Annotated in this window: 15 protein-coding genes; all 15 read left to right on the plus strand. The window is 55.0% G+C overall.

Translation table 11 applies throughout. From position 1 onward, the window contains the following. Positions 1-97: 97 nt before the first annotated feature. The 15 genes from ACTQ1N_RS05505 (at position 98) to ACTQ1N_RS05575 (ending at position 13,864) form a co-directional block, all read left to right on the plus strand. Entirely contained in the window at positions 98-667 is a 570-nt protein-coding gene (locus tag ACTQ1N_RS05505) for a DUF177 domain-containing protein (protein WP_441955405.1), read from the plus strand. A 3-nt stretch (positions 668-670) separates the two neighbouring features. Then, complete coding sequence (gene rpmF, locus ACTQ1N_RS05510) at positions 671-859, plus strand: 50S ribosomal protein L32 (RefSeq protein WP_154523799.1); 189 nt, start codon at positions 671-673, stop codon at positions 857-859. Between the two features lie 168 nt (positions 860-1,027). After that, positions 1,028-2,119, plus strand: coding sequence for a phosphate acyltransferase PlsX (plsX, locus tag ACTQ1N_RS05515; RefSeq protein WP_441955407.1), 1,092 nt, complete (start codon positions 1,028-1,030; stop codon positions 2,117-2,119). A 17-nt stretch (positions 2,120-2,136) separates the two neighbouring features. Beyond that, positions 2,137-2,367 (plus strand): acyl carrier protein, encoded by a 231-nt coding sequence (gene acpP, locus ACTQ1N_RS05520; protein ID WP_441955539.1) that lies wholly within the window; start codon positions 2,137-2,139, stop codon positions 2,365-2,367. Positions 2,368-2,377: 10 nt separating this feature from the next. Then, positions 2,378-3,094, plus strand: coding sequence for a ribonuclease III (gene rnc / locus ACTQ1N_RS05525; protein ID WP_441955409.1), 717 nt, complete (start codon positions 2,378-2,380; stop codon positions 3,092-3,094). A gap of 128 nt (positions 3,095-3,222) precedes the next feature. Further along, positions 3,223-6,780 (plus strand): chromosome segregation protein SMC, encoded by a 3,558-nt coding sequence (smc, locus tag ACTQ1N_RS05530; protein WP_441955411.1) that lies wholly within the window; start codon positions 3,223-3,225, stop codon positions 6,778-6,780. A 16-nt stretch (positions 6,781-6,796) separates the two neighbouring features. Then, entirely contained in the window at positions 6,797-7,744 is a 948-nt protein-coding gene (ftsY, locus tag ACTQ1N_RS05535; RefSeq protein WP_441955413.1) for a signal recognition particle-docking protein FtsY, read from the plus strand. Positions 7,745-7,862: 118 nt separating this feature from the next. After that, complete coding sequence (ilvA, locus tag ACTQ1N_RS05540) at positions 7,863-9,074, plus strand: threonine ammonia-lyase (protein ID WP_441955541.1); 1,212 nt, start codon at positions 7,863-7,865, stop codon at positions 9,072-9,074. Between the two features lie 144 nt (positions 9,075-9,218). Further along, positions 9,219-9,557 (plus strand): YlxM family DNA-binding protein, encoded by a 339-nt coding sequence (gene ylxM, locus ACTQ1N_RS05545; RefSeq protein WP_441955415.1) that lies wholly within the window; start codon positions 9,219-9,221, stop codon positions 9,555-9,557. A 68-nt stretch (positions 9,558-9,625) separates the two neighbouring features. After that, positions 9,626-11,002 (plus strand): signal recognition particle protein, encoded by a 1,377-nt coding sequence (gene ffh / locus ACTQ1N_RS05550; RefSeq protein ID WP_441955417.1) that lies wholly within the window; start codon positions 9,626-9,628, stop codon positions 11,000-11,002. Positions 11,003-11,214: 212 nt separating this feature from the next. Beyond that, on the plus strand, positions 11,215-11,460 hold the full coding sequence (gene rpsP, locus ACTQ1N_RS05555) for a 30S ribosomal protein S16 (protein WP_154523778.1): 246 nt from the start codon (positions 11,215-11,217) through the stop codon (positions 11,458-11,460). A 16-nt stretch (positions 11,461-11,476) separates the two neighbouring features. Continuing rightward, on the plus strand, positions 11,477-11,707 hold the full coding sequence (locus tag ACTQ1N_RS05560; RefSeq protein WP_441955419.1) for a KH domain-containing protein: 231 nt from the start codon (positions 11,477-11,479) through the stop codon (positions 11,705-11,707). Positions 11,708-11,771: 64 nt separating this feature from the next. Further along, entirely contained in the window at positions 11,772-12,293 is a 522-nt protein-coding gene (gene rimM / locus ACTQ1N_RS05565) for a ribosome maturation factor RimM (protein WP_441955543.1), read from the plus strand. 108 nt (positions 12,294-12,401) lie between these two features. After that, positions 12,402-13,178, plus strand: coding sequence for a tRNA (guanosine(37)-N1)-methyltransferase TrmD (gene trmD / locus ACTQ1N_RS05570; RefSeq protein ID WP_441955421.1), 777 nt, complete (start codon positions 12,402-12,404; stop codon positions 13,176-13,178). A gap of 47 nt (positions 13,179-13,225) precedes the next feature. Continuing rightward, on the plus strand, positions 13,226-13,864 hold the full coding sequence (locus ACTQ1N_RS05575; protein WP_441955423.1) for an HAD family hydrolase: 639 nt from the start codon (positions 13,226-13,228) through the stop codon (positions 13,862-13,864). Positions 13,865-13,882 lie beyond the last annotated feature (18 nt).

Genomic DNA, 13,882 nt, shown 5'->3' on the forward strand with positions numbered 1-13,882 from the left:
TGAGAAGCAGCGAAAGACGCGGTTATAAAAAAGTCCTGCTTGACATCATGTAAGCAGGACTTTATAATAACAAAGTGCGCTTGGAGGAATTCTGTCTATGAATCTGAATCTGACCGAAGTGCTCCTCGAGGAGGGGACCGTACTGGAGAAGGAATTGCCGGTCGATCTCAATCAGCTGGAATTCTCGTTTGGAACCTATCCGGTTCTGGAGAAGACGCCCCTGAAGATCTCGGTATGCAGGGACAAGAAAGAAAACCTGCTCATCTCCGGGAAGGTAAAGATGGTGGTTGAGATTCCCTGCGACAGATGTCTGGAACCCGTGCGGGTGCCGCTTGACCTGTCGTTCGATGAGAGGGTGAATCTGGGCGAGAGCAGTTCTGAGAATGCATCTGCAGAAGAAGAGGATAACGCCGCTGCTTCTCAGGAAGACGCATTCGAGAAGGACTACATAATTCAAGGATACAACCTGGACGTGGATAAGCTCATTTCCGGTGAGGCATTGCTGAACTGGCCGTCCCGTGTCCTCTGCAGGGAGGACTGCAGGGGCCTGTGCCCGGTCTGCGGCCACAACCTGAATCAGGGTGAGTGCGGCTGCGATCGCAGACAGCTTGATCCAAGAATGGCAACTGTCCTGGATGTTTTCAGAAGTGTTGATAAGGAGGTGTAACCCATGTCGATCTGCCCGAAGAATAAACATTCCAAGTCTAGAAGAGATATGAAGCATGCTCAGTGGAAGATGTCTGCTCCGACTCTTGTAAAGTGCAGCAAGTGCGGCGCTCTGATGAAGCCGCATCAGGTCTGCAAGGCTTGCGGATGCTACAACAAGAGAGAGATCATCAAGGTTGGGGCTGAGGCCTGAAGCTGATGACGGAGGAGGAAAGAGGGCAGCTGCTGCCTGATTTCCGATCATGTTGTGTACATAAGGGATTGCTGCGAATGCGGTGATCCCTTTTGTTGTCTTGCAAACGGACAACCGATTTAGTATAGTAAACCCGGATATGGAAACAGCATGATGGGAGGTTTCAAGGTGGCTGGAGAGATCAGAATTGCCCTGGATGCGATGGGAGGCGACCATGCGCCGGGGGAGATCGTAAAGGGAGCGGTACATGCCGTCATGCACCATGCCGGCATGAGGATCATTCTTGTCGGAAGACAGGAGGAGGTCCGCCGGGCGCTGGAGAAAGAGACACAGGCGGCGAAGGCGGATGCCTCCGCATTAGCCGGCTGGCAGGATCGAATCAGCATTCAGGACGCGCGGGAGGTCATCTCCACTTCCGAGCACCCTGTGGATGCAATCATGCACAAACGGGATTCCTCGATGGTCGTCGCACTGACGATGGTAAAGAAAGGCGAGGCGGATGCAGTCGCATCGGCCGGAAATTCCGGCGCTCTGATGGTCGGCGGTCAGGGAATCGTCGGCAGAGTCAGGGGGGTTCAGAGACCTCCGTTCGGGACGCTGATCCCGACAAAGAGAGGTGTTCTGCTGCTCGTGGATTCAGGGGCCAATGTGGATGCCCGGCCGCAGTTTCTGGCGCAGTGGGCAAAACTCGGAACCATCTACATGCAGAGCAGCCTCGGCATCAATCGCCCGAAGGTTGGAATTGTGAATATCGGGGCGGAGGAAGAAAAGGGCAATCAGCTTGTCAAGGATACATTTCCGCTTCTGAAGAAGATGCATGAGGATGGCGAGATCAACTTCGGGGGAAGCTGCGAAGCAAGAGATATCCCGGAAGGAGCGTTCGATGTCGTTGTCTGTGATGGCTTTGTGGGCAACGTCGTGCTGAAGATGTATGAGGGCGTTGCGAAGGTTCTTCTCTCCGAGATGAAGGCTGGGCTGCTTTCCAGCACGCGGTCAAAGATCGGAGCGCTTCTGATCAAGCCGGCGCTGAAGAAAACGCTCAGGAAGTTTGACAGCAGTCAGTATGGCGGAGCACCGATCATCGGGCTGACCGGGCTGGTCGTGAAGATGCATGGAAGCTCTAAGGCGGTCGAGGTCGAGAGAGCGATGGATCAGTGTGTCCAGTACCGCGAGCAGCGGATTGCGGACAGGATTCAGGAGTATGCGGCCGGGGAGAAGAAAAAGCAGGATGCCGCAAGGGCGGCGGAAAAAGGAGTTTAAGGATGGAAGGAAACAGCGTGGAATTTGAGAAGCTGCAGCAGATCATTGCCGATGTTTTGAGTGTGGATGTGGACGAGATTAAGCCGGAGACGACATTCAGGGATGATCTCGGGGCGGACAGCCTGGATGTCTTCCAGATCATCATGGGGCTGGAGGAAGAGTTCAATATCCAGATTCCAACAGAGGAAGCAGAGAAGATTGTGACAGTCGGCGATGCTGCGGATGCGATTGCCAAGGCGGTCAAGTGAGGTGAAAGCCATGATCTCATCGGCAGAGGCAGAGAAGCTGCGGAAGCTGGAAGGCGTGATCGGCTACACATTTCAGGACAGGCGGCTGCTGTTCCAGGCGCTCTGCCACAGTTCTTATGCGAATGAACATCGCGAGGAGGGCGCCCAGGACAATGAGCGGCTGGAGTTCCTCGGTGACAGTGTCCTGGAGGTATGCAGCTCCGATTTTCTTTACAGGAAATATCCAGAGATGCCGGAGGGCGATTTGACAAAGTTCCGTGCGAGTATTGTCTGTGAACCGACCCTGGCACTCTGTGCACGGCAGTTCGGACTGCCCGGCTATCTGAAGCTTGGAAAGGGTGAGGAGCTGACAGGCGGCAGAAGAAGGAATTCAATCGTTTCCGACGCGCTTGAGGCGGTGATCGGCGCCCTCTATCTGGATGGCGGTCTGGAGCCGTCAAAAGCTTTCATCGATCGTTTTATTATGGATGACGCGGAGCATAAAAAGCTGTTTGTCGACAGCAAGACCATTCTTCAGGAGGTCGTACAGCGGAAACCGGATTCGGAGATCTCCTACGTCCTGACAGGGGAGGAGGGGCCGGACCACGACAAGCACTTCTCCGTCGAGGTCGTGATCGACGGCGGAACCTACGGCCGGGGGACTGGAAGCACGAAAAAAGCGGCAGAGCAGGAGGCCGCCTACAATACGCTTCTGCAGCTGAAAAAACAGGGAGTGCGGATCGGCTGATACGGTATCATTTCTCACTGTCAGCCCGCAGGTTTTTGCATCTCAATAACAAAGAGCCAGACTCATCTGGCCGGGGGGCGTTGGTGCGATGCGCCACGCCCATTTTCTATGATCAGGAATCCGATTCTATGTATCTGAAATCTCTTGAAGTTCAGGGTTTTAAATCCTTTGCAAACAGAATACTGTTTCAGTTCCACAACGGCATTACGGCTGTTGTAGGGCCGAATGGTTCGGGAAAGAGCAATGTTTCCGACGCAATCCGGTGGGTGCTCGGAGAGCAGAGTGCCAAGTCCCTCAGAGGCGGTTCGATGCAGGATGTCATCTTTGCGGGGACGCAGACCCGAAAGCCGATGAGTTACGCCTATGTCGCAATTACATTCGACAATGCGGATCATCTTCTTCCGGTTGAGTATGATGAGGTCACGGTTGCCAGGCGGCTGTACCGCTCCGGAGAGAGTGAGTATCTGATCAACGGAACCGAAGTGCGGATGCGGGATGTCCAGGAGCTTTTTTTCGATACAGGGATCGGAAAAGAGGGCTATTCGCTGATCGGGCAGGGGCAGGTCGAGAAGATCCTGAACGGAAGACCGGACGAACGCCGGGAGCTGTTCGATGAGGCCGCCGGCATTGTGAAGTACAAGCATCGGAAGGCTTCCACGCTGAAGAAGCTCGAGAGCGAACAGGCCAATCTTGTCCGTGTCAACGACATTCTTTCGGAGCTTGAGCGCCAGGTCGGGCCGCTGAAGAAGCAGTCCGAGAAGGCAAAGGTCTATCTTGAAAAACGTGACAGCCTGAAGGCCCTCGATGCCAATGTGTTTCTGCTCAGCAGTGAAAAGTCTGAATCGGCCCTTGAGGAGGCAGATGAAAAACTGCGTGTGGCGAAAGATGAGATGGAGGAAGCCGGCAGGAAGCTTGAGGAGACGAAGGAACGGTACGAGAAGCTGGAGACAGAGCTGAAGGAGGATGCCGGAAGGATGACCGCCCTCAGTGAGGAGGTGAACGCCGCCAGACTGTCACGCCAGCAGCTTTTAAGTCAGACAGACCTCCTGCTTGAGCAGATCCGGGCGCTGGAATCAGGCCAGAAGGAGCAGGGGGAGAGAAGGGACAGACTGTCCACAGAGATTGAGGAGCGAAAGGAAAAGCTGGGGGAGTCGGTCAGCCGCCTTCAGGCGCTCGACGAGTCTGTTCTGAAGCTTGAGGCGCAGAAAGCTGAGCAGGAGAGTGCCAGAAAGACGCTTCAGGAGAAGATGGAGGCGCTCAGTCAGAAGATTGAGGAGGAAAAGTCGGAGATCATCCGGCTGCTCGGTGAACGGACAGATATCCAGACCGACAGGCAGAGGGCGGAGACACTGATGGAGCAGCTCTCCGTGCAGGAGGCGCAGCTGAATGCGCGGGAGCTGGTTCTGAAGAGCGATGAGAAGGAGGAGACAAACTCCAGAAAGGAGCTGGAGCAGCAGCAAACCGGCGCTGAACAGGAAGCCGGGGATCTGAAACTCCGCTCCAGAAAGCTGAATCTGGATCTCAGTGACGCGCAGGAGGCCTTTGCCTCCGGAAATGAAAAGCTGGCGCAGGCCAGGGAGGATTATCAGCGGCAGAGTGCCCGCTTCGAGACGCTTCGATCGATGACGGAGCGGTATGAGGGCTATGGCGGTTCGATCCGCAGAGTCATGGAGCAGAAGGATCATTTCCCCGGGATACTGGGTGTGGTTGCGGATCTGATCCAGACCACAAAGAAATATGAGCTTGCAGTTGAGACGGCGCTCGGTGGTTCTATTCAGAACATTGTCACCGACAATGAGCAGACAGCCAAGAGCATGATTGCTTTTCTGAAGGAGAATAAGTTCGGAAGAGCAACATTTCTCCCGCTGACGGCAATGAAAGCCCAGGATTTCTCCCAGAAAGGCGCTCTGAATGAGCCAGGTGTGGTCGGACTTGCCTCCGGGCTTGTCACATGCCAGGATATGTTCCGGCAGCTCGCCGGGCATCTTCTCGGGAGGACGCTTGTCGTTGATCAGATTGACCACGCGGTAGCGATCGCAAGAAAATATCACTATTCGATCCGGATTGTGACGCTCGACGGCGAACTGCTCAGCCCGGGCGGATCAATGACCGGCGGTGCCTTCCGCTCAAGCAGCAACCTGCTTGGAAGGCGCCGGGAGATTGATGACCTCTCGCGGGTGCTTTCTAAGAAAAAGCAGGCGCTTGAAAGCCTTGAGAAGGAGGTGGAGCAGGCGCATGACCGCAGAAATCATCTCAGGGAGGAGATTGCCGCGGTGACCGGCAAGATCCAGCAGAGCAGCTATGATCTCGGAACCCTGAAGCTGAAGATGCAGGATGTGGATCTCCGCATCCAAAAGACGCAGGATGCATTTGCTCAGATCAATGCCCAGCGGGAGGAGATCGCCCGCCAGCGCGAAAGCCTCAAGGCACAGCATGATGTCAGCGGGGACAATCTGAAGCAGTCGGATGCGTCCCAGAAGGCACTCAATGATGACATCGACAGCCGGACGAAGGAGCTGGATGCGCTGAAGCGGAGCGCGGCAGAGGCAGATACTTCGCTCTCCAGACTGCAGGTTCAGCTTGCCGGAAGCGGTCAGGAGCGGACATTCATCACCCAGAATCAGGAGCGGCTTCGGGAAGAAATCCAGGCGCGGGAAACAGAGCGGGGCGGGATCGAAAAAACGCTTCGGAATCAGACAGCATCGAAGGCAGACCGGGAAGGAAAGATCGGCAGTCTGAAGGAACAGGCGCAGAAGGAGCAGGAGAAGGAGGCACAGCTGAAGGAGGAGCTTCAGCAGCTGACAGCGCTCAGGGAGGAGAAAGAGAAAAAGCAAAAGACCTTCTTTACCGAGCGGGAGCAGCTGGCGGAGCACAGCTCATATCTTGACAGGGAGGTCTTCCGGCTGGAACAGCAGATCGAGAAGATGAAGGCTGACCGGGAGAAGGACATCGCATATCTCTGGGAGGAGTACGAGCTGACCCCTGTTGCCTGCAGAGAGCTCAGGCGGGATGACCTGGGCAGCCTTACGGAGATGAAAAAGCGCATCGGTGAGCTGCGCCATGATATCCGCCAGCTTGGAAGCGTCAATGTCGGAGCGATCGAGGAGTATCGCGAGCTGTCACAGCGGTTTGAATTCCTCTCTGCCCAGCATGAGGATCTGGTAAAATCCGCAGCGGATCTTGAGAAGATTATCAAGGATCTGGATGAAGGCATGCGGGACCGGTTCAAGGAACAGTTCTCGATGATCCAGACGGAGTTTGACCGTACGTTCCGGGATCTTTTCGGCGGCGGGAAGGGGACACTGGAGCTGGAGGAGGGTGTGGACATTCTGGATGCCGGCATCCGGGTCATCGCTCAGCCGCCGGGGAAGAAGCTCCAGAACATGATGCAGCTCTCCGGCGGAGAAAAATCACTGGCAGCGATTGCTCTCCTGTTTGCAATTCAGAACCTGAAACCGTCCCCATTCTGCCTGCTTGACGAGATTGAGTCAGCACTGGATGAGAACAATGTGGAGCGCTATGCCCAGTATCTGCGCAAGTTGACAAAGCATACCCAGTTCATTATCATAACTCACAGACGCGGATCCATGACCGCAGCTGACAGGCTGTACGGGATTACCATGCAGGAGAAGGGAATCTCGGCACTGGTTTCCGTCGACCTGGTAGCTGACAAGCTTGATGCGTGAGAAGGGAGCAGGATTCATGGCAGGATCGGAGAAAAAGGGAGGCTTTTTCAGCAGGCTTGTCCGGGGGCTGACCAAGTCAAGGGACAATCTCGGCAGCAGTGTGGAGGATGCCCTGTCCGGATACACATCGATCGATGACGATTTTTATGATGAGATCGAGGAGATCCTGGTCATGGGAGATGTCGGCATTGGTGCGACGACCTCCATTCTGAATCATCTGAAGCAGAAGGTGAAGGAGCAGCATGTCAGAAAGCCTGCCCAGTGCAGGGAGCTGCTTTTGCAGAGCATCAAGGATGAGATGAATGTCGGACAGGCGGACTACCGGTTTGAGCATGAGAAGAGTGTTGTCCTTGTGGTCGGTGTCAATGGCGTCGGCAAGACGACATCCATCGGAAAGCTCGCCGGTCTTCTGAAGCAGGAAGGCCGGAAGGTCGTCCTGGCTGCCGCAGATACATTTCGCGCCGCGGCGGGGGAGCAGCTTGATATCTGGGCGAAAAAGACCGATGTGCCGATGATCAGCGGACAGGAGGGATCGGACCCGGGCTCGGTTGTCTACGATGCCATCGCGGCGGCGAAGGCACGGGACGCGGATGTCCTGCTCGTCGACACGGCAGGGCGGCTTCATAATAAGAAGAACCTCATGGCGGAGCTGGGAAAGATTAACCGGATCATTGACAGAGAATATCCGGAAGCCTACAGGGAAACGCTTGTGGTTCTGGACGGAACAACCGGTCAGAATGCGCTGGCGCAGGCCAGAGAATTCAAGGAAGTCACCAATGTGACCGGCATAATCCTGACAAAGCTTGACGGGACGGCGAAGGGGGGCATCGCGATCGCGATTCACTCTGAACTTGGGATCCCTGTGAAGTATATCGGAGTCGGAGAACGGGTTGATGATCTGCAGAAGTTTGACGCGGACCAGTTTGTGAATGCGCTGTTTGATGTCAAAAAGTCGGACCTTTGAGACAGGCAGACAGGAGTGAAGGACAAAGCAGCCGCAGTTCTGCCGGGCCGTGCGGGAATACTGCCCGAGGCAGGACGTCATTCAGGCAGCCGGAGGAGATCTATTCGAGATGAAAAAGATGCTGACAAGGGAGGCCTTTGAGGAAGCCTCGCAGATTGTAAGACAGGTTACAGAAGATACGAGGCTCGTCTACAGCGATTACTTCAGCAGCCAGTGCGGCAACAAGGTATGGCTGAAGCCGGAAAACATGCAGGTGACGGGCGCCTATAAGATCCGCGGTGCCTATTACAAGGTTTCCACGATGAGCGAGGAGGACAGAAAGAAGGGCCTGATCACGGCATCAGCCGGGAATCATGCCCAGGGAGTCGCCTACGCTGCGAGAAAGTATGGCTGCCATGCGACAATCGTCATGCCGACGACGACACCGCTGATCAAGGTCAACCGGACCCGTTCATACGGAGCGGAAGTTGTTCTGTACGGAGATGTGTACGATGAATCCTGCGCCTATGCGCTGAAGCTTGCGCAGGAGAAGGGCTATACCTTCGTTCATCCTTTTGATGATCCGACCGTTGCGACCGGCCAGGGGACGATCATGATGGAGATCTTCAAGGACCTTCCGCTTGTGGAGTATGTCCTGGTTCCTGTCGGCGGCGGCGGACTGGCGACAGGCGTGTCCACGCTGGCAAAGATGCTGAACCCGAACATCAAGGTGATTGGTGTCGAACCTTCCGGGGCAGCATGTCTTTCGGCTTCTCTGAAGGCCGGTCATGTTGTGACACTTCCGACTGTCAGCACCATCGCGGACGGGACAGCCGTGAAGACACCGGGCGAGCATGTGTTCCCTTATCTTCAGAAGAATATCGATGAAGTCATCACCGTCGATGACGACGAGCTGATCGTGGCTTTTCTGGATATGGTCGAGAACCATAAGATGATCGTGGAAAATTCCGGACTTCTGACGGTCGCGGCGCTGCGTCATCTCAAGGTGAGGGACAAACGTGTTGTCTCTGTTCTGTCCGGCGGCAATATGGATGTCATCACGATGTCTTCCGTCGTGCAGAGAGGGCTGATCCAGAGAGACCGGATCTTCACCTTCTCAGTCATGCTGCCGGATAAACCTGGCAGCCTTGTCAAGGTTGCAACCGCCATCGCACAGGCGCAGGGCAATGTCATCCGTCTGGCACACAACCAGTTTGTAACGACAAACAGAAGTGCGGCGGTCAAGCTGACTATCACGCTGGAGGCATTCGGGACAGAGCATAAGGAGATGATCCTGAAGAAGGTTCGCGAGGCGGGTTTTGAGCCGAAGATGGAGGATGCCGCCCTGTAAGGAGGACAGGCGTTCCAAAGAGATGGCAGCCGGTGTATGCTCCATTCATCCATTCAGAAGAGAAGATCGGGAACGAGAGAGGTGTCAAGAAAAAATACTTGACACCTTTTTCATTATCCTGTATTCTTACGCAGGTGATGTTCAATGGAAAAGATTGTCGAACAGACGATGCTCTTTGATTTCTACGGCGAGCTTCTGACCGAGCACCAGAAACAGGTGTTTGGCGATGTCATTCTTGGCGATCTGTCTTTGAGTGAAGCCGCGGCACAGTACGGTGTCAGCAGGCAGGGCATTCACGATCTGGTAAGGCGGGTGGATGTACAGCTGAGGGAGTATGAGTCGAAGCTTCATCTGGTGGAACGCTTTCTGAAAATTCGAAAGGAAGCGCTTCAGATCCGGCAGATGTGTGAGGACGGGGAAGTCGCCGGGGCAGGTGCCGGGAGCATCAGACAGATCTGTGACCGGATTTTGAATGAGCTGTGATGCGCAGGAATGAGATCTTCCCGAGACGGGCAAGAACCGGAGGCGGACAGCCGGAGAGGAGGCAGTGAATGGCATTCGAGAGTTTGTCGGATAAACTTCAGAATATCTTCAAGAACCTCCGCAAAAAGGGAAAACTGACGGAGGAAGATGTCAAAAGCGCGCTGAAGGAGGTCAAGCTGGCGCTCCTGGAGGCGGATGTTTCGTTCAAGGTCGTAAAGAGCTTCATGAAGGATGTGCAGGAGCGGGCGGTCGGCGCGGATGTCATGAATGGCCTGAATCCCGGTCAGATGGTGATCAAGATTGTCAGTGATGAGCTGACCTCTCTGATGGGATCGGAGATGGTCGATCTGAAACTGAACCCGCAGACCTCGATGACGGTCATCATGATGATGGGACTGAACGGTGCCGGCAAGACGACCACGTCCGCAAAGCTCGCGGCGAAGCTCAAGAGCAGAGGCTACAGGCCGCTTCTGGCCGGACTTGATATCTACAGACCGGCCGCGGTAAAGCAGCTGCAGGTCAACGCGGAGAAGATCGGCATCGACGTCTACTGGGACGACAAACATGAATTCCTGCCGCCTGATATTGCGAAGAACGCGGTTGGCTATGCTCAGCAGAACGGGTACAATATCGTAATCCTCGATACAGCGGGGCGTCTGCAGATCGACAAGGACATGATGGACGAGCTGCATGAGATCAAGGAGAAGGTCACAGTCGATGACTCCATCCTTGTCGTGGATGCCATGACCGGACAGGATGCCGTGAATGTGGCTTCCGCGTTTGAGGAGAAGGTTGGAATCGACGGTGTGATCCTCACTAAGCTCGACGGAGACACACGAGGCGGCGCAGCGCTCTCTATCCGTGCGACGGTCGGGAAGCCGATCCTGTATGTCGGGATGGGCGAAAAGCTGGATGATCTTCAGCAGTTCTATCCGGACCGCATGGCGTCAAGAATTCTTGGCATGGGCGATGTGATGACGCTGATCGAGAAGGCCCAGCAGAATGTCAACGAGGAACAGGCGAGGGCCATGGAGCAGAAGCTCCGCAAGGCATCCTTCGGATTTGATGATTATCTGGCTTCGATGGACCAGATGAAGAAGATGGGCGGGATGAAGTCTGTGTTGTCGATGATTCCCGGGGTCAGCTCGTCTCAGATGTCCCAGTTTGAGGATGCAATCGACGAGAAGGCAATGGCGAGAACCGAGGCCATCATCTACTCCATGACACCGAAGGAACGGTCCAATCCGGATATCCTGACCCCGTCGAGGCGGGCTAGGGTGGCAAAGGGAGCGGGCGTATCAATTGACGAGGTCAACCGTCTGTGCAGGCAGCTTGAACAGTCCAGAAAGCTGATGAAGCAGTATGGCAGTATGCTGAAGGGCGGGAAAAAGCGCCGGGGCTTTGGCGGGATGGGCGGCCTGGGCGGCATGAGGCTCCCGTTCTGAACAAGCGCACGTCCGGTGTGCAGAGAGCCGGAAAGCTGTGCCGCAGGAAGGCGGAGCTGGAGGAATCAGCAGGCGGACGCCTGAGACCATACAGACATCAGTGCGCAGTGCGGCTCACAGACAGAAGTACAAGAGCGGATGAATATGCGCGGATGCGCATTTTCACATATATTCATTACAAGCATCAATCTTATTATTTGGAGGAATGAAACATGTCAGTCAAGATCAGACTCAGAAGAACAGGAAAGCTGAAGACTCCGCACTACAGAATCGTTGTCGCAGATTCCAGATCACCGCGTGATGGCAAGTGCATCGCTGAGATCGGAACGTATGATCCGAACACCGATCCGAGTACCTTCCACATCAATGAGGAAGAGGCGAAGAAGTGGCTCAGCAATGGCGCTCAGCCGACCGCAGTCGTTGGCAAGCTTTTCAAAATCGCCGGAATCGTAAAATAAGACGAAGGGGACGCCGATGAAAGAGTTAGTGGAAACAATTGCAAAGGCTCTTGTCGAACACCCTGATGAAGTTGAGGTTACGGAGAAGGAAAGCGGGAGATCAATCCTGGTTGAGCTGAAGGTTGCCCCGTCTGATATGGGCAAGGTGATCGGAAAACAGGGCAGAATTGCGAAAGCCATCCGCTCCGTCGTGAAGGCTGCTGCTTCCAGAGACGACAAGAAAGTGATCGTTGATATCCTTCAATGACCTGGTATCCCGCACTTTGGCATCCGCCAAGGCGCGGGACTTTTTTTAAAGGAGTATATCTATGCTGCAGCCATACCTGCAAATCGGCGTCATTACATCCACACATGCTCTGAAGGGAGAAGTCAAGGTTTATCCGACAACCGATGATGTAAAACGGTTCGAAGACCTTACGGAGGTATACGCAGCCTCAGACCCGGAACTTGCGGGAGAAGCGCTTTTCGTAGAGTCGGTTCGCTATTTCAAGAATATGGTTATTCTGAAATTCCGGGGACTCGACCGCATCGAGGATGTGCAGGCGCTTCTCAGGAAGAATCTGTATGTGGCCAGAAAGGATGCGGTGCCCCTCGGAGAGAACCAGTACTATGTGGCAGATCTGTATGGGATGGAGGTCATCCGGGAGGAAGACGGAGCGTCCCTTGGAAAGATTGCAGATGTTCTGGTGACAGGCGCCAACGACGTCTATGTTGTCAAAGGGAAGATGGATCCGAAGAAGGAAATTCTGATTCCGGCAATCAGAGACTGCATCCGGAAGGTCGATCTTGAGGGCGGAACGATGACGGTGCATCTGCCCGATGGACTGGCCTGAGGCCGGAGGACCGGCAGAACAGACTGAAATCCTGAATGAACAATAATGCGGACGGTGGATCACGGACAGCCGGAGAGGTGCTCCCGGGGCGGGGGCAGGAGGAGCTCTTTGAATTTTCATGTGCTGACATTGTTTCCGGAGATGATCGAGGGTGCATTTTCCTCGAGCATCACGGGTAGGGCGAAGGAAAAGGGGATACTGACACTGGATTGTGTCAATATCCGGGACTTTGCGGAGGAGAAGCGAAAGGGGAGAGTTGACGATTACTCGTACGGCGGCGGAGCCGGCATGATCATGCAGGCGGAACCGGTGTACCGGGCGTGTGAATCTGTCCTCGACCGGATAGGCGGACAGGAGGGCAGGAGACCGCGCGTCTTATATATGTCCCCTGCAGGAAGCAGGTTCAGCCAGCGGATGGCGGAGGAACTCTCCCGGGAGGAGGATCTTGTCTTTTTATGCGGACACTACGAGGGGATCGACCAGCGCGTGATCGATGAAGTGGTGACGGACGAGGTATCGATCGGAGACTTCGTCATGACGGGCGGCGAACTCCCTGCGCTGGTGATGATGGATGCGATCGCCCGCATGGTACCCGGTGTGCTGAGCAATGAGGAATCAGCCGGGACAGAAAGCTTCATGGGGGACGGTCTGCTGGAGTATCCGCAGTATTCCAGACCGGAAATCTGGCGGGGGCACAAGGTACCGGAGATCCTTCTGTCCGGAAACCACGGAGCGGTAGACCGCTGGCGCCGGGAACAGTCTTTGATGATCACGGCAAGAAAGCGGCCGGATCTGTGCGCCGGCGCCGTTTTGGATAAAAAAGACCGGAAGTTTCTGAGAGAATCAGGATTGACCGGGGCCTACCGGGACGCCCGTGAGGAATGAGAGGGGCCTGCCCGGTTACTTTGATGGTGTTGAGAGAGGGAGGAGCCATGATTCGCAATATCGTATATGATGTGGGATACGTCCTTGTCAGCTATACCTGGCGGGAGGCGTTCAAAGGATTCGGCTATGACGAGGCCGGCGTCCGGCGACTCTCGGAGCAGCTTTTTGGCAGCAGGGATTCCAAAAGCATCCGCACATACTGGGAGAAATACGACCTGCATGAAATCAGCGACGAAGAGATCGAGGAATACTGCTACAGCCATTTTCCGCAGGATACCAGGGCACTGAAATGGTTTTTCAGGGACCCGTCTGTCTGGTCTGTCTGCCTGTCGGATATCGCGGACACCATTCCTGTGATGAAACAGAAGGGCTACGGCGTTTATCTTCTGTCCAACTACCCGGAGCGGCTCTGGAAGTGCCAGGTGGAGAGCGCACCGTTCATGTCGGATGTTGACGGTGCGGTTGTTTCCTGGGAGGAGAGGTGCGGGAAACCGGCTGAACGCTTTTACCGGACCTTATTTGAGCGCTATGGACTGAAGCCGGAGGAGTGCCTGTTCCTCGATGACCGCAGGGACAATACAGACGCAGCTGAAAAACTTGGAATGAATGCCATCACGCTCAGTTCGCCGGAGATGAGACTGAGAGCCATCGCCGAGCTTGAACAGCTGCCGGATCTTTCCAGATAACAGAATCATAACCATACA

Origin of the sequence: Porcincola sp. LCP21S3_C12 (assembly GCF_052118625.1) — a bacterium.
Lineage (GTDB): Bacteria > Bacillota > Clostridia > Lachnospirales > Lachnospiraceae > Porcincola.

Bases quoted from the DNA above. Each gene is read 5' to 3' on its own strand.
- ACTQ1N_RS05505 (WP_441955405.1), top strand. From the start codon at position 98: ATGAATCTGAATCTGACCGAAGTGCTCCTCGAGGAGGGGACCGTACTG.
- rpmF (WP_154523799.1), top strand. From the start codon at position 671: ATGTCGATCTGCCCGAAGAATAAACATTCCAAGTCTAGAAGAGATATG.
- rnc (WP_441955409.1), top strand. From the start codon at position 2,378: ATGATCTCATCGGCAGAGGCAGAGAAGCTGCGGAAGCTGGAAGGCGTG.
- smc (WP_441955411.1), top strand. From the start codon at position 3,223: ATGTATCTGAAATCTCTTGAAGTTCAGGGTTTTAAATCCTTTGCAAAC.
- ftsY (WP_441955413.1), top strand. From the start codon at position 6,797: ATGGCAGGATCGGAGAAAAAGGGAGGCTTTTTCAGCAGGCTTGTCCGG.
- ilvA (WP_441955541.1), top strand. From the start codon at position 7,863: ATGCTGACAAGGGAGGCCTTTGAGGAAGCCTCGCAGATTGTAAGACAG.
- ylxM (WP_441955415.1), top strand. From the start codon at position 9,219: ATGGAAAAGATTGTCGAACAGACGATGCTCTTTGATTTCTACGGCGAG.
- ffh (WP_441955417.1), top strand. From the start codon at position 9,626: ATGGCATTCGAGAGTTTGTCGGATAAACTTCAGAATATCTTCAAGAAC.
- rpsP (WP_154523778.1), top strand. From the start codon at position 11,215: ATGTCAGTCAAGATCAGACTCAGAAGAACAGGAAAGCTGAAGACTCCG.
- ACTQ1N_RS05560 (WP_441955419.1), top strand. From the start codon at position 11,477: ATGAAAGAGTTAGTGGAAACAATTGCAAAGGCTCTTGTCGAACACCCT.
- ACTQ1N_RS05575 (WP_441955423.1), top strand. From the start codon at position 13,226: ATGATTCGCAATATCGTATATGATGTGGGATACGTCCTTGTCAGCTAT.